The sequence below is a fragment of the Actinoplanes sp. NPDC026670 genome, assembly GCF_040638175.1.
GTDB lineage: Bacteria > Actinomycetota > Actinomycetes > Mycobacteriales > Micromonosporaceae > Actinoplanes.
Map to the genome: position 1 here is coordinate 142,280 of NZ_JBEZXU010000020.1, position 16,017 is coordinate 158,296.

Annotated in this window: 12 protein-coding genes; 11 read left to right on the plus strand and 1 reads right to left on the minus strand. The window is 70.8% G+C overall.

What is annotated here, in order from left to right:
• Complete coding sequence (locus tag AB0E94_RS21375) at window positions 1–1,203, plus strand: GAF domain-containing sensor histidine kinase (RefSeq protein ID WP_360328653.1); 1,203 nt, start codon at window positions 1–3, stop codon at window positions 1,201–1,203.
• Between the two features lie 16 nt (window positions 1,204–1,219).
• Complete coding sequence (locus AB0E94_RS21380) at window positions 1,220–1,798, plus strand: hypothetical protein (protein ID WP_360328655.1); 579 nt, start codon at window positions 1,220–1,222, stop codon at window positions 1,796–1,798.
• Here AB0E94_RS21380 and AB0E94_RS21385 read toward each other — a convergent pair.
• Entirely contained in the window at window positions 1,795–3,801 is a 2,007-nt protein-coding gene (locus AB0E94_RS21385; protein ID WP_360328657.1) for an ATP-binding protein, read from the minus strand. The genes AB0E94_RS21380 and AB0E94_RS21385 overlap by 4 nt on opposite strands.
• Before the next feature lie 191 nt (window positions 3,802–3,992).
• Here AB0E94_RS21385 and AB0E94_RS21390 point away from each other — a divergent pair, with 191 nt between their 5' ends.
• The 9 genes from AB0E94_RS21390 (at window position 3,993) to AB0E94_RS21430 (ending at window position 15,863) form a co-directional block, all read left to right on the plus strand.
• The gene (locus AB0E94_RS21390; protein WP_360328659.1) at window positions 3,993–5,162 is read left to right on the plus strand and encodes a S8 family peptidase; all 1,170 of its coding nucleotides are present in this window, start codon (window positions 3,993–3,995) and stop codon (window positions 5,160–5,162) included.
• A 133-nt stretch (window positions 5,163–5,295) separates the two neighbouring features.
• Window positions 5,296–6,795: an NAD(P)/FAD-dependent oxidoreductase gene (locus AB0E94_RS21395; protein ID WP_360328661.1), complete on the plus strand. Its 1,500-nt coding sequence runs from the start codon at window positions 5,296–5,298 to the stop codon at window positions 6,793–6,795.
• A 793-nt stretch (window positions 6,796–7,588) separates the two neighbouring features.
• On the plus strand, window positions 7,589–8,008 hold the full coding sequence (locus AB0E94_RS21400) for a response regulator (protein ID WP_360328663.1): 420 nt from the start codon (window positions 7,589–7,591) through the stop codon (window positions 8,006–8,008).
• A gap of 73 nt (window positions 8,009–8,081) precedes the next feature.
• Window positions 8,082–10,220 carry an ATP-binding protein gene (locus tag AB0E94_RS21405; protein WP_360328665.1) on the plus strand — a complete coding sequence of 713 codons (2,139 nt, stop codon included), beginning with the start codon at window positions 8,082–8,084 and terminating at the stop codon, window positions 10,218–10,220.
• A 46-nt stretch (window positions 10,221–10,266) separates the two neighbouring features.
• Window positions 10,267–11,388 (plus strand): LLM class flavin-dependent oxidoreductase, encoded by a 1,122-nt coding sequence (locus tag AB0E94_RS21410; protein ID WP_360328667.1) that lies wholly within the window; start codon window positions 10,267–10,269, stop codon window positions 11,386–11,388.
• Window positions 11,385–12,674, plus strand: a complete 1,290-nt coding sequence (locus tag AB0E94_RS21415) for an extracellular solute-binding protein (RefSeq protein WP_360328669.1) — start codon at window positions 11,385–11,387, stop codon at window positions 12,672–12,674. The genes AB0E94_RS21410 and AB0E94_RS21415 overlap by 4 nt, the downstream gene beginning before the upstream one ends.
• The gene (locus tag AB0E94_RS21420; RefSeq protein ID WP_360328671.1) at window positions 12,671–13,531 is read left to right on the plus strand and encodes a sugar ABC transporter permease; all 861 of its coding nucleotides are present in this window, start codon (window positions 12,671–12,673) and stop codon (window positions 13,529–13,531) included. Before AB0E94_RS21415 ends, AB0E94_RS21420 begins: the two co-directional genes overlap by 4 nt.
• A complete protein-coding gene (locus AB0E94_RS21425; protein ID WP_360328673.1) occupies window positions 13,528–14,331 on the plus strand; it encodes a carbohydrate ABC transporter permease in 804 nt (267 codons plus the stop codon). The genes AB0E94_RS21420 and AB0E94_RS21425 overlap by 4 nt, the downstream gene beginning before the upstream one ends.
• A gap of 50 nt (window positions 14,332–14,381) precedes the next feature.
• Window positions 14,382–15,863, plus strand: a complete 1,482-nt coding sequence (locus AB0E94_RS21430; protein WP_360328675.1) for a glycosyltransferase family 39 protein — start codon at window positions 14,382–14,384, stop codon at window positions 15,861–15,863.
• The last annotated feature ends 154 nt before the right edge of the window (window positions 15,864–16,017 follow it).

Genomic DNA, 16,017 nt, shown 5'->3' on the forward strand with positions numbered 1-16,017 from the left:
GTGGAGCACAATCCCCGGGACGAGGACGAGCGGGCCAGGTTGTCCGCCGTGCAGTCGTACGAGGTGCTCGACCGGCCACGGCCGGCCGCTCTGGACGATCTGACCCGGTTGGCCGCGTCGATGTTCGACACTCCGATGGCGGCGGTCTCCCTGATCGACCGGGACCGGCAGTGGTTCGCCGGCAGCCACGGTCTCGCCGACGAGCAGACGCCCCTGGACGTGTCGTTCTGCAAACACGTGGTCCCGGCCGGGCGACCGCTGATCGTCCCGGACGCCACCCGCGACAGCCGGTTCGCCGGCCTGCCCAACGTGACGGGCAACCCGAACATCAGGTTCTACGCCGGCGCGCCGATCGTCGACGAGGACGGGCACACGCTCGGCGCGATGTGCGTGATCGACGACCGGCCCCGCGACGTCGACGACAAACAGGTCCGCAACCTGGTCACGTTCGCCGGGCAGGCGGCGGTGCACCTGACCGCGATCCGCAACCGGCTGCGGATGGCCGGCCTCGGCGACGAACTGGCCCGGGCTTCGAAACGCGAGGACGACCTGGTCGCCACGATCACCCACGAGCTGCGTACGCCCGTCGCGTCCATCCAGGGCTATCTGGAGATCCTCGGCGACCAGGACGACCTGGCGCCCTACCGGCGGCTGATCGAGCCGATCCACCGCAACGGCGAGCGCCTGGTGGAGATGGTCGACCACCTGCTCGCCGGCACCCGGCCGGCCGAGGCGCCGATGCCCGCCCCGGTGGCGCCGGTCGGCCTGGACACCGTGGTCGAGGCGGCGTTCACCGGCTGCCGTCCGCTCGTCGCGTTGCGCGCGGAGACCGTACGGCTGCGATGTGGCGCTGAAGTCCCGGTCCGCGCCGACCTTCCCCGCCTCGCGCACGCCCTGTCGCAGTTGATGCGCAACGCGCTGCTCTTCACCCCGGCCGACCGTCCGATCACGATCGTCACCAGCGCCGTGCCGCGGCCGCTCGTGGAGGTCAGCGACGGTGGCATCGGCATACCGGCCGACGAGCTGCCGTACGTCTTCGATCGTTTCTATCGCGGGCGGCACGCCCGGGAGCAGGCCGTGCCCGGAGTCGGTCTGGGCCTGACCATCGCCCGCAACATCATCGAGGCGCACCACGGAACGGTGACCGTGGACAGTGGCGGCGCCGGAACGACGGTCCGGGTCGCCCTGCCCGCCGCCGCGTAGGCAATAGGGTGGTGGGATGGAGCAGCCCGGCGCGATGCGTGTCGACGACATCGTGGCCGTGATCATCCGGCGGCTGGCCGACCAGCAGCGGGTGGTGCCCGACTACATCGTGCGGGACGCGATCGAGGCCGCCCTGCGCCGCCGGGCCGGTGACAGCGACCTGGTGCCGGTGGACGTGGCCGAGGATCTGGTCAACGGGTTCTGCTCCGGGGTGACCGCGGTCGAGGACGACTCGGCGACCATGCCGGCGGTGCTCAGCGGCGACGAGACCGGCCGGCTGATGACCGCGCTCGGGCTGGCCGTGCATGTGGCCGCGTTCAACCTGGACCGGGACCGGCTGCACGTCGCGCAGATCCTCAACGGCGCGGCGGCCGCCCTGGTGGCGCTCGGTTCGGCGGCGCGGGCCGCGCACTCCGACGGGACTTCGGCGGTGCTGCTCTCGCCGGCCACTCTGCGGACCGCGCGGACCACCGTGATCGGCGTGATCCAGGGGCTGCGGGACCGCGGCTGGCAGGCGCAGCACCTCGACCAGGCGGGCACGACGGCGCTGTTCGGCGGCGTCCTCGACATGCTCGGCGCGGTGCCGCCGCTTTAGCGCGTCGGGGCCAGCGCCCGGGCGTAGGCGGAACGGCCTACCGGGAGCGTGAAGGACATCCGGGTGCCCTGGCCGTACGGATTGGCGGTCGCCTCGATCGTGCCGCCGTGCCGTTCCACGATCCGTTTGCAGATCGCCAGCTCCAGGCCGTTGGTGCTGGTCGAGCCCTTCTCCCGGTGGAAGTTCGTGAACACCTCGTGCCGGGTGCCCGGCGGGATGCCGAGGCTGTTGTCCAGGATGTCGATGCGCAGCAGCCCGTTCGGCGCCGGCTGGCAGGAGATCGCCAGGTAGGGCCCGACGCCGGGGGCCATCGTCCGCAGCGAGTTGTCGATCAGGTTCTCCAGCAGCTGCCGCAGCAGCACCGGGTCGGCCTCGACCGGGTCGAGCCGGCCCACCTCGAAGTACGGTGGCGCCGCGCCGGCGCTCTCGGCCTGGTCGAGCCGGCTGTTGATGATGTCGCCGACCAGCAGGGCCATGTTGATCGTCGTCGGCATCAGTTTGCCGTCGCGGGCCGCCGTGTAGGCGAGCAGCCCGTTGAGGAACGTGCGCATCCGGGCGGCGGCCCGCTGGATCCGCTGCACCCGCTCGGCCGGCCGGTATCCGGCCAGCTCCTGCTCCAGCACCTCGGCCCAGCCCTCGATGGTGGTGAGCGGGTTCAGCAGGTCGTGCGCGACCCGGCCGGCGAACGACATCAGCTCGTCCCGGTGCCGCCGGTCGGCGGTCACGTCGTGGAAGACCACCACCACGTGGTACGGGCCGGTGCCGAGCGTGAGGCGGGCCGCGTTGAACCGGACCACCCGGCCCTCCGGCACCGCCGAGTTGCGGACCAGCACGTCCATCGGCTCGACGTCGTGGCCGGCCAGCACCCGTACGTGCGGGAGCTCGGCGTCGGACAGCGGGGAGCCGTCCGGCTGGAAGAACCCGTGATCGCTGCCGAGCGCCACCTCACCGGTGACCGCCGACGCCGAGCCGAGCAGGCGGCCGGCGGCCGGGTTGCGCAGCACGAGACGGCCGGTGTGGTCGAGGATGGCGAGGCCCTCGGTCATCGAGTTGACCACCGTGGTCATCATCGTGGCCTTGTCGGTGGCCTCCTGCTCGGAGACCTGGAGACGCCCGATCAGGGTGTCGCGCTCGTCGCGGCTCAGCGCGAGGGCCAGGCCGACACAGCCGAGGATGCCGGCGTAGAGCTGGATCAGCATGGCCCGCAGTTCGGCGTCGGCGACCACGGCGTACGGGCCGTGGCCGCCCACCGTGTAGAGCAGGGCCGCGCAGTCGAACACGACGGCGTGGAACGCCACCAGCGGTGTGGGCAGCCGGATGGCCGCCCACACGGTCAGCGGGATCAGGACGAACCCGATCGGCAGATCCTCCTGGCTGCTGAACACCGCCCAGTAGGCGATGGCCGAGACGGTGAAGACGGCCAGGCCCTCCACGAGCTTGTTCCGCCCGACGCCGAGAAGGCCGCCGAGCAGCCGGGTGGCCGTCCCGAACACCAGCACGGCGACGATGTCCCGCAGGAACAGGGCGGCGGCACCGGTGACCGAGAACGTCCGCTCCCCGTCGAGCACCAGGTCGCCGGCGATGCGCAGCAGGTTGCCGGCCAATGCGGCGACGCCGGCGCAGAGCAGCAGGTCCCACAGGTCGGGCAGGCTCAACAACGGCCGGGCGCCGGCGGCGGGCGGTTGCAGTCCGGGCAGGCGGACCACCACGATCGCGAAGACGACCGCGCCCAGCATCGCCACCAGGCCCTCCACCAGGGCGATGCCGAGGCCGGCGCCGGTGGCGGCCATCCCGGCCGCGGTGAACAGCCCGATCGCCCCGGTCGCGGCCCATCGCCAGCGGGACTCCCCGCTCGCCACCAGCCACATCGCCGCGATGCCGAACGCCGGCCAGATCATCGGCTCGCCGGGGTCGCCGATCGTCGTCCCGGCGCCGGCCAGCACGGCGATCAGATGGAGCACGGCGTAGCCGACAACGGGCGGTACGGCCATCGGAAGTCTCATCGGCTCGCCTCGTATCGGGGTGTGACCCTTTCACCCCTCTTGTCGGCACATCCGGGACATCACTTAGCCGGAGATATATACAGTTCGATATCTAGTTGTTAACAGCCGTCACGAATACTCTCGGCTCGGAGCTGTCGAGCGATGAGCATCCATCCCCCGTGCTCCGCCGACAGGCACGAGAGAGGAAGATCATGGCGATTCGACACAGCAGCGGCCGCATCCTGGCCGCCGGTCTGTTCGCACTGGCGACCGCGGTCGTCGCGACGGGAACCCCGGTCGCGGCCGCACCGGCCACCGGCCAGATCCGGCTCGCCGGCACCGCCGACGCGGTTCCCGGCAGCTACATCGTGGTCCTGAAATCCGGCGCCCAGGAGGCCGGGCTCACCAAGTCGTACGGCGGCACGGTCAAACGCAGCTTCGGCAAAGCCCTCAACGGGTACGAGGCCACCCTCACCGAAGCGCAGGCCAAACGGCTCGCCGCCAGCAGCAAGGTGGAATACGTCGAGCAGAACCAGGTGATCACGCTGGCCGCGACCCAGTCCAACGCGACCTGGGGCATCGACCGCATCGACCAGCGGGCACTGCCGCTCAGCACCACCTACACCTACCCGGTCACCGCCTCCAACGTCACCGCCTACATCATCGACACCGGCATCCTCTACAGCCACAGCCAGTTCGGCGGGCGGGCCACGGCCGGCTACGACGCCGTCGGCAGCGGCGCGGTCGACTGCAACGGGCACGGCACGCACGTGGCCGGCACAGTCGGCGGATCCACGTACGGCGTGGCCAAGGCCGTCAAACTCGTCGGCGTACGGGTGCTCAACTGCTCCGGCTCCGGCACCACCGCCGGCGTCATCGCGGGCGTCAACTGGGTCACCAGCAACGCGGTCAAGCCGGCGGTCGCCAACATGAGCCTCGGCGGCGGCGCCAGCACCTCCATCGACACGGCGGTCCGCAACTCGATCGCGTCGGGTGTCACGTACGCCGTCGCGGCCGGCAACTCCAACGCCAACGCCGCCAACTACTCCCCCGCCCGGGTCGCCACCGCCATCACGGTCGGCTCCACCACCAGCACCGACGCCCGGTCCAGCTTCTCCAACTACGGCAGCACGCTGGACATCTTCGCGCCCGGCTCGTCGATCACGTCGGCCTGGTACACCAGCAGCACCGCCACCAACACGATCAGCGGCACCTCGATGGCGTCGCCGCACGTGGCCGGCGCGGCCGCCCTGGTCCTGTCCCGCAACCCGAGCTACACCCCGGCCCAGGTCACCTCGGCCCTGACCAGCAACGCCACCACGGGTGTGGTGACGAACGCCGGATCCGGCTCCCCGAACCGCCTGCTCTTCGTCGTCCAGTAACTCGTTCCCACACAAAAGGCCGGGGTACCGACGAGGTACCCCGGCCTTTTGTGACAGTGATGATGCCCTCGCTCCCACCAGGACTTATGGCCCCCTCCGATGGGTTCTACTGGATGCGAGGAGCGTGATCGAAATGATCGGACAGGCACGGCACCGGGTCGTCGTGATCGGAGCGGGCTTCGGCGGCAAGCACGCCGCACGGGCTCTCCGGAAGGCCCCGGCCGACGTCACCGTCATCAACGGAACCAACCACCACGTGTTCGAACCCCTCATCTACCAGGTCGCCACCGGTGTCCTCTCGCCCGGCGAGGTCGCCACCCCGGTCCGTGAGCTGTTCCGTGGGCAGCCCAACACCGAGGTGCTGCTCGGCTGGGTGACCGATGTGGACGTCGACGGCCACACCGTCACCGCCACCGCGCCCGGCGGGCTGCCCTACCAGGTGCCCTACGACACGCTGATCGTGGCGGCCGGGACCGCGCAGTCGTACTTCGGCAACGACCGGTTCGCCGAGCACACCATCAGCCTGAAGAGCATCGACGACGCGGTCGAGCTGCGGTCCCGCATCCTGACCGCTTTCGAGATGGCCGAACTCGCCACCGACCCGGCCGAGCAGGCCCGCTGGATGACGTTCGCGATCGTCGGGGCCGGGCCGACCGGCGTCGAGCTGGCCGGGCAGATCGCCGAGATCGCCCACCGCACCCTGCCCGGCGAGTACCGGCGCATCGACCCGGCGCAGGCCCGCATCGTCCTGATCGACGCGGCGTCCCGGATCCTGCCCACCTTCAGCCCGGGTTCGTCGGCGGCGGCCGCCCGCCGGCTCGCTCGGCTGGGCGTCGAGATCCACGTGAACACCCTGGTCACCGACGTCTCCCCGGCCGGCGTCCAGGTCACCGCCTCGCCCAGCGCCGCCTCCATTTCGACCGGCGTCTCCCCCACCGCGGCCGGCGCCTCTCCCACCCCGGCCGGCGCCTCTCCCACCCCGGCCGGCGCCTCTCCCACCGCGGCCGGCGCCTCTTCCGGCGCGGCCGCGGCCGGCTCTGAGATGTGGATCGAGGCGATGACCCGGGTGTGGAGCGCCGGTGTCGCCGCCGCGCCGCTCGCCGCCCGCATCGCGGCGGCCACCGGCGCCCCCACCGACCGGTCCGGCCGGATCCTCGTCGAACCGGACCTGACCGTCCCCGGCCACCCGGAGATCTTCGTGGTCGGCGACCTGATGAGCCTCGACGGCCTGCCCGGCGTAGCGCAGGTCTCCATTCAGGGCGGCGCTCACGCCGGGCGGACCATCCGGCGCCGCCTCGCCGGCAAGCCGGCGGGCAGACCCTTCCACTACTTCGACAAGGGCAACATCGCGACGGTGTCCCGCTTCTCGGCGGTCGCCGATCTTCGGGGGGTACGCCTGAGCGGCCTCGCCGGCTGGCTCCTCTGGCTGGGCGTGCACTGGGCATACCTGCCGCGCGGCCGGAACCGGGCGAGTTCCCTGATCCGCTGGACGGTGACGTTCCTGGGCCGGAGCCGCCCCGAACGAGCGGTGACCGCCCGCCAGGCCGGCCTCCCCGTCCAGCCCTTCGCCCACGCCGTCCCCCAGCCCACCGAAGCCACCCCCGAGCTCTCCCCGCTGCCTCAAGCACGCTGAGACACCCCACCGCCCCGCCCCACACTGACGGGTGTGCCCGGTCCGCCCACCGGAGCTTCGCCACCTGACGCGTAGGGCGCCGTCCGCCGGGGCTTCGCCACCTGGCGCGTAGGGGCACCGCCGGCAGGTGGCGCCGTCGCCGTAACGATGACGAGCGCACACGTTGGCGTTGTGTGTGCCCACGTAGTCGTCCCGGCGTGGATGAACGCTCACAATCGGCCCTACGTGTGCTCCTGTCCCTGGGCGGGCATGGACCGGAGCACGCAATCGGTCAATGTGTGCGCTGATGGACGTTACCGCCCCGCGCTACCCGCAACCAGCAACAGAGGCCCCGCGGAACGAGCCCCGCAACCCACCGGCCGTCGCTGAGGCAGGTAAACCCGCCGTCATTCCAGTGCTGGACGACGGCTCGCGGGCTCAGCCGTCGCTCAGCACGGCAAAACCACCCACAACCCAGTGCTGAACGACGGCTGGCGGTCTCGGCCGTCGCTCAGCACGGTAAAACCTTCCGTATTCCGGTGGTAGGCGACGGCTCGCGGGCTCGGCGGTGACTGGGCCGACGAACCTCCGGCGGCGGCTGCTCACCAGGTCGGCGGGCGGCGCGATTCGGTGGTGAGCTTCGGCCTCCTCGCGGGCGGGGGCTGTGGGACTGGTGGTGTGGTCGGGGAGGGGTGGCCGTACCGAATAGAAACCTGGTGGCAACTCGGATTCGTCTGGGGAAAGCGGTTCTCGGGCCGATTGCTCGGGTCACCTCGGTGGTGGATCACCGCCGGCCTCGAGAACCGGAGACAACATGACGGCTCTGATGGACATCGCGCCAGTTCTCCCGCGTACCACTGCCGGGCCCATGGTGCTCGTGGTCGACGACGACGAGGGGGTCCGGGATCTGGTGGCGTTCAAGTTGGAGATGGCCGGGTACCGGACGGTCACCGCGGCGGACGGGTGCACGGCGCTCACGCTCATCGGGGAGTCCCGGCCGGATCTGGTGGTGCTGGACATCGCCATGCCGGGGATGGACGGGCTGAGTGTCTGCTACCAGATGCACGCCGATCCGGCGACCGCCGAGATCCCGGTGATCATGTTGAGTGGGATGGCCACCGAGACCGATATTGATCTGGCGTACGTGTCCGGGGCCGAGGAGTACATGCCGAAGCCGGTGAACCCCGGCGAGCTGGTGCGACGGGTGAGCTGGTTGCTGCCCCGGCGGCACTGACGGGCGCGGGTTTAGAGACAGCCGGGGTGATAGAGGTCTCAGTCCGGCTGCCGGGGCGCCCGATAAGGCAGGGGTGAGAGGGAAGCGGGCGGTCATCAGCGCGCTGATGGCGGCGGTGGGGTGCGGGGTGACGCTGAGCGTCGGCGTCGTGCTCGAGCGGCACGATGCCGCCAACGGCGGGGTCCAGATGGACCGCCGCACCGCCGCCGCGGCCGAGGCCGTGCGCACCGAGACGCAGCGCTATGTCGACACCCTGCTCACCACGGCGGCCGCGGCGGGCGCGCAGGAGGTGCTGACCCGGTCCGAGTACGCGGCCCTGACCCAGCCGCTGAAGTCGATGAAACTGGCCGGGGCGAGCACGATCGGGTTGGTCGTGCCGGCCGCCGACGACCAGGTCGCCGAGGTGCAGGAGACGTGGCGGCAGCGGGGCGCGCCGGATCTGCGGTTCGACGCGTTCGGGCACGGCGACCATGCCTTCGCGGTGTATCTGACCTCGCTCGACGGCAGTCTGCTGAACCCCGGCGTGGATCTGATGCGGGCCGAGGCGCCGGCCGCCGCGATGGCCGCCTCACGCCGCAGCGGCACGGTGGCCGTGTCCGATACCTATCAGCTGCTCGTGGACGGGGCGAAACCGCCGGAACAGCGGCAGAACTCGTTCGTGCTGAGCGCGCCGGTCTATCAGGGCGAGCAGCGGCGGTTCCTGGGCTGGATCCTGCTGGGCGTTCGCGGGCAGGACTTCATGGGCGCCACGCTGGCCCGGGCCGGGCAGAACCTGCTGGATCTGGCGCTGCGCGCCGACGATTCGGAACGGCGTGAGGTCACCGTCGCGGAGCTGCGGGCGCCCGTCTCCGGCGAGCGCGATCTCAGCCGTACGGTGAACGTCCCGGTCGCCGACAGCACCTGGACCCTGCACCTGTCCGCGGTGGGCAGGCGGCTGCCGGGCGCCGCGAGCGCGCTGCCGACGGCGGTGGTCGTCGGCGGCCTGTGCCTGACGATGCTGCTGACGCTGCTGGTGTGGGTGCTGGTGGCCGGCCGGGAACGTGCCGAGGAGCGGGTGCGGCTGGCCACCGAGGAGTTGCTGGCCGGCGAGGAGGAGTCGCGCCGGCAGGCCGAGCTGCTGCTGGCGGTGATGGACGGGATCAGCGACGGGGTGGGCGTGGTCGGGCCGGACGGCCGGTTCTTGCTGGACAATCCGGCGGCGCGGCGGATCCTCGGACGGCACGAGGGGGCGACCGGGCCGGACGAGTGGGCGGAGCGGTTCGGGCTGTACCGGCTGGACGGGATCACGGCGTACCCGGTGGCGGAGATGCCGCTGACCCGGGCGCTCGGCGGGGTGAGCAGCGAGCAGGTGGAGATGCTGGTCCGCAATGCGGCGCACCCGGAAGGGCGGGTGATCAGCGTGTCGGCCCGGCCGATCGTGACGGTGGCCGGGGAGGGCGGGGCGGTCGCCGTCTTCCACGACATCACCGACCGCAAGCATGTGGAGAACGAGCTGCGCGGGTTCGCCGGGGTGGTGGCGCACGACCTGAAGGCGCCGCTCGCCGCGATCCGCGGGTACGCCGAGCTGATCGTCGACGCGCTGGACGATCCGGATCCGGCGGCCGTGGAGGACGCGCTGCGCAGCGCCGGCCGGGTGATGGCCGGCGCGGACCGGATGCACACGCTGATCATGGAGTTGCTGGACTACACGGCGGCCCGGGACGCGACGATGCGGGTCGAGGACGTGGGCCTGCGGGAGCTGGTCGACGACGTGGTGACGGCCCGGACCGACGCGCCGGACGCGGCGGGCTGCCGGCCCGACGTGTTCGTGGGGGCGCTGCCGCGGGTGCTCGGCGACCGGGTGCTGTTGCGGCAGGTGCTGGACAACCTGCTCGGCAACGCGATCAAGTACACGCCGCCGGGCCAGGCGCCGCGGATCGACGTGACGGCCCGGGTGGACGGCGCCGGCACGGTGCGGGTGCAGGTGGCGGACCGCGGGATCGGCATCCCGGACGGGGAGCACGCCGCCGTCTTCGACAGTTTCCACCGGGCCAGCAACGGCACGGCGATGCCCGGCACCGGCCTCGGGCTGGCCATCTGCCGCCGGATCGTGGAGCGGCACGGCGGTCACATCGAGGCGCTGCCCAACCCGGGCGGGGGAACGATCTTCGTCTTCACGGTCCCGGTGGCCGCCGCCGAGCAGCCACTGTGTGAGAACGTGCACATATTCTAGTTCACCCCCTTGTTCGATAGGAGATGCCGCACATATATTCCCGGCTATGCCCGTGGTCCTGCATTGGTTCCTGCCCACGACCGGTGACAGCCGGTCCATCGTGGGCGTCGACGATCGCGGCGGACGCAGCACGCACACCGACGGTGCGGCTCTGCGCGAGCCGGACATCGAATATCTGATCGACGTCGCCCGCGCCGCCGAGCGCACCGGGTTCACCGGGGTGCTCACCCCGACCGGCACCTGGTGCGAGGACGCCTGGCTGACCACCGCCGCGATCGCCCGCGAGACCAGCACCCTGAAGTTCCTGGTCGCGTTCCGGCCCGGCTCGCTCTCCCCCACCCTGGCCGCGCAGATGGCCGCCACCTTCCAGCGGATCTCCCGCGGCCGGCTGATGCTCAACATCGTCACCGGCAGCGACGCCGCCGAACAGCAGCGCTTCGGCGACTGGCTGGGCAAGGACGAGCGGTACGCCCGGACCGGCGAGTTCCTGACCGTGCTGCGCGGCGCCTGGACCGGCCCGTTCGACTTCAAGGGCGAGCACTTCCACGTCGCCGGCGCCCTCGCCCCGCGCCGGTTCGACGCCCCGCCGATCTACTTCGGAGGCTCCTCCGCGGCCGCCCTGCGGGTCGCCACCGACCACGCCGAGGTCTACCTGACCTGGGGTGAGCCGCCCGCCGCGGTGGCCGGGAAGATCGCCGCGCTGCGCGACCTCGGCTACACCGGGCGCTTCGGGATCCGGCTGCACGTGATCACCCGGGACACTGCGAAACAGGCCTGGGCCGAGGCGGACGCGCTGCTCGACGCACTCACCCCGGACCAGATCGCGAAGGCGCAGGCGTCGCTGCGCCAGGCCGACTCGGTCGGGCAACAGCGGATGCTCGCCCTCCACAGTGCTTTCCAGAGCGATGGGTCCCGCGAAGCACTGGAAATCTACCCCAATCTCTGGGCCGGAGTCGGACTTGTCCGTCCCGGCGCCGGAACCGCCCTGGTCGGCAGCCACACCGAGGTCGCCGACCGGATCGCCGAGTACCACGACCTCGGCATCGACGAATTCATCCTCTCCGGATACCCGCACCTCGAGGAGGCGTACCACGCCGGTGAGGGCCTGCTGCCCGAACTCCGGCGCCGTGGCCTCCTCGGCTCCTCGACAGGAGAAACCGATAAATGACCACGTTGCGCCGACGCGATCTGCTGCGTCTCGCCGCCGGTACCGGCGCCGCCTCACTGCTGGCGGCCTGCGCCGGGCCTGGTGGCTCCGGCACCGCCGACAAGACCGCCACCGGTAGCGGCCTCGCCGGGCCGCGCGAGGGCGACATCTCCTTCGCCCACTGGCGGGCCGAGGACAAAGAGGTCTTCGAGAAGATCCTGGCCGACTTCACCAAGACCAACGGCAAGATTTCGGTACGGCAGGACATCTCCCCGTCCGCCGACTACCAGAGCACCGCCATCCAGAAACTGCGCGGCGGCTCGATCGGCGACGCGTTCACCGCGTTCCGTGGCGCGCAGTTCCTCGACATCGCCAAGGCCGGCGTCTCCACCGACCTGACCGGACAGGCGCTCCTGCAGAAGTACGAGCCGTCGCTGATCACCGCGGGCTCCGACGGCGGCAAGCAGCTCGGTGTGCCGTACCAGCTGGTCTTCAACACCCCGCTGGCCAACACCGACCTGCTCAGCCGGGCCGGGCTCGGCGAGGCCCCGAAGGACTGGCAGGGCTTCCTGGCCCTGGCCGACAAGCTGAAGAGCCAGGGCGTCGCGCCGATCGCCTGGCCCGGCGGCGACGCGGCGAACGCCGGGCAGCTGCTCAACGTGCTGGTGGTCAACAACGCGCCGGCCGACGACGCCCTCGGCAAGATCGAGACCGGCGAGCACAAGGTCACCGACGACTGGTTCCTCACCGTTCTCCAGCAGTACGCCGAACTGCGCCCCTACTTCCAGTCCGGCGCGACCGGCACCAGCAGCGACGCCGCGCTCGCCCTGTTCGCCCAGGGGAAGGCGGCCCTGCTGGCCACCGGCTCGTTCCAGGTCGCCGGCGTCCGCAAGCTCGGCGCCACGTTCGGCATCGACCTGCTCGCCCCGATCACCACCACCGCCGACAAGGCCAGGTACGAGGGTGTCCACAACGCCACCTTCATCCTCGGGGTGAACGCCAAGTCCACCAAGCAGGGCGCGGCGCTGGCCTGGCTGGAGCACCTGTCCGACCCGGCGGTGGCCGGCGTCTACGCCAACGGCACCGCCCAGCACGTCACGGTCAAGGGTGTCGAGTACACCAACGCCGACCTCAAGGCGCTCGCGCCGTGGCTCACCAGGAAAACCGCCCTCGCCCCGCGTTTCCAGTTCACCAACCTGGACGTGCGCAGCGCCGTGGAGAACGCCACCGTGCAGGTGGCCGGCGGAAAGAGCCCGGAACAGGCCGCTGAAGAGGCACAGAAGGTCATCGACCAGAAGAAGAAATGAAGTTCAAGCTCTTTCTCTTCGCGGCGCCCGCGCTGGCCTTGTACGGCGGATTCTTCCTGCTTCCCGCCGTGCAGGGCCTGCGGTACGCGACCACCGACTGGGACGGTTACAGCTCCACATTCGACAATGTGGGGCCGGCCAACCTGACCGAGGTCGTGTCCGATGACGACCTGTTCCGGAACGCGCTCACCAACAACCTGAAGTTCCTGCTGGTGGTCGTTCTGGGGCAGACCGCCCTGGCGCTGCTGCTGGCGGTGCTCCTGGCCGTACGAACAAAAGGGTCTCAGCTTTTAAGGGGTCTGTTCTTTCTGCCGACCGTGCTGTCGTCGGTGTCGGTGGCGTTCATCTGGAAATTCGTCTACGACCCGAATTTCGGGCTGATCAACACCGTTCTCGACACGGTCGGGCTGGGCTCGTGGAAATCGGCGTTCCTGGGGAACGAGGGCACCGCGATCCTCTGGGTGGCAATGGCGCAGATCTGGTTCCACGCCGGACAGATGATGATCATTTACATCGCCGGGATAAATCAGATACCCCAGGAGTTGTACGAGGCCGCGACCACCGACGGCGCCGGACGCTGGCAGCAGTTCCGGCACGTCACCTGGCCCATGGTGGCGCCGGCCACGACGCTGGTGATCGCCTACACCACACTCCAGTCGTTCAAGGCGTTCGACCTGATCCTGGGCCTGGCCGGAAACCCGCCACGGTCCGGCCTGGACGTGCTCGCCACCCGCATCTACACCACGTTCGCGAACTCGCAGCTCGGCTACGCCGCCGCCGAATCGATCGTGTTCATGGTGGCGATCGCGCTGGTCACCTACCTTCAGAACCGAGCCGCAAAGGTGGCCCACGGATGAGCCGGCGCCTGATCCTGACCGCCTACACGCTGCTGATCACGGTGCCGATCCTGGTGATCGTGGCCGGCAGTCTGCGGACCACACAGGACCTGTTCGCCGCGCCGTTCGGGCTGCCCACGAATCCGACGCTGGACAACTACGCCAAGGTGCTCGGCGAGCAGGATCTGCTGCGGGTGCTCGGCAACAGCGTCCTGGTGGTGTCGGTGTCCGTGCCGGTGACCCTGCTGCTCGGCAGTCTCGTCGCGTTCGCTGTGGCGCGGCTGCCGAAATGGCCGTCCGCCCTGCTCTTCGGGGTGTTCGCGATCGGCCTCGCGATCCCGGCGCAGGCGATCATGATCCCGCAGTACGTGCAGTTCGACCGGCTCGGCCTGCGCGACAGCCTGACCGGGCTGATCCTGGTCGACGTGGTGGTGACGCTGCCGGTGGCGGTCTTCATCCTGGCCGGCTTCATGCGCACGCTGCCGCCCGAACTCTACGAGGCGGCCGAGATCGACGGCGCCGGACCATGGGCCACGTTCCGGCGCATCGCGGTGCCGGTGTCCTACCCGAGTCTGGCCGCCACCGCGATCTTCCTGCTGGTCATGCACTGGAACGACCTGCTCTACCCACTGCTGTTCATCGACGACCCGGCGAAACGCACCCTGCCGCTGGCGCTGCTCGACTTCCAGGGCGAATACCTCACCGACTACCCGTTGCTGTTCACCGGCGTGGTGGTGGCGTCACTGCCGATGATCCTGGCGTACGCGTTCCTCCAGCGCCACTTCGTCGCCGGCATCACGGCCGGCGCGGTCAAGGGCTGACCCCGGTGAACTCTGCCTGAACCCTTCGCCGCGCATCGACGATCCGGCTCGTGCGGGTCCTAGGCTGGGCGCTTCGCCGCCATGTCCGGGAGTTCGTCATCAGCGTCGTCACCGCACCCAGCCCGGCCCCGACCGCCACTCCGCCGGCTGTGTCGCGGCTCCGGGTCCTGGTGTGGGTGCTTCCGCCGGTGGTCACGGCGATGCTCGGCGGGTGGCGGCTGACCGGGGCCGCGCTGTGGGCCGACGAACTCGCCACCTGGGGTGTGGTCCGGCTCGACTGGGAGCAGCTGTGGCGGCTCGGTGGGACGGTTGATGCGGTCGTCACCCCGTACTATGCGGCTTTGAAGGTCTTTGCGGGTTTTGCCGGTACCGGGACTTTCGCTCTCCGTCTGCCGTCTCTGGTCGCGGCCGTGCTCACCGCCGTCGTCGTCGCCGAGATCGGGCGTCGCGCCGCCGGAGACACCGTCGGACTGCTCGCCGGGCTGCTCTGGGCGGTGCTGCCGGTCGTCTCCCGATATGGGCAGGAGGCCCGGCCGTACGCCATCGCCGTGCTCTTCGCCTCGATCGCCCTCCTCGCGCTCCTCCGCCTCCTGGACCGGCCCGGGGTAGGGCGGGCCGCGGTCTATGCGGCCGCCGTCGGGCTCACCGGGGTCTTTCATCCGCTCAGCGCGCTGCTGATGGTGGCCGGGCACGGTCTCGCCGGGGTCCGGGTCTGGCGATTCTGGCTGCCCGGCGCCCTGGCCGGCGGGCTTCCGCCGGCCGCCCTGCTGGTCTACGCGGCCGGGCAGACCGCGCAGATCTCGTGGATCAATCCGGTCGGGGTACAGACCCTGCGGCTGCTTCCGGCGCAACTCTTCGTCTCGGCGATCACCGGAGGTGTGGTGCTCGGGCTCGCCATCGCCGGGCTGCGCCGGGACTCGATCGGGTGGGCGCTCGCCGCGGCCGGGTTCCTGCCGCCCGCGCTACTGCTCGCGGTGGGGACCGTCGCGGAGATCTGGGTGCCCCGGTATGTGCTCGTCGCCATGCCCGCGCTCGTCGTCCTCGCCGCCCGCGCGGCCGGCAGCCGGACCGCTGCGGTCATCGGGCTGGTCGCTCTGCTCGGGTGGCCCACCCACGTCGACATCCGGGAACCGGCCGGGCACGGGGAGGACTCGGCCCGGATCGCCCAGGTCGTCCAGCAGCGGTACCGGGCCGGGGACGTCGCGGTGTTCCCGGACGGGCCGTCGAGCATCGGGTGGGCGCCCCGGGACATGTGGGCCCGGTACCTGCGGGATCCCCGGCCGGCGGATGTGCTCGCCGTGTCGGGGCAGCGGGTCGACGGGCGGTTCCTGGCCGCCGAATGCCCGGAGGCGGCCTGTCTCGGCGCACCGCCCCGGATCTGGATCATCCGGGTGGACTCGCCTGCCGATCCGCTGGCTGACATGTCGGATGCCAAGCGGGCGCTGATCGGCGGGGCGTACCGGGTGGTGCAGCGGTGGAGCTATCCGTTGCTCGGGATCACGTTGATGGAGCGCGTTCCGGCGGGGCGGTGAGCGGCTTTCTCCGTCTCCTCCTCTGGCTCTCGGTCCGGCCCGCTTCGGCTTGCTTTGGCTCGGAGGCTCCGGGAAATTTTCTCTCCGTGGCGGTAATCGGGCGTCGGGTGCCGGACACCGACAGAGGTGACAGGGTGGTCCGGACTACGGGGAG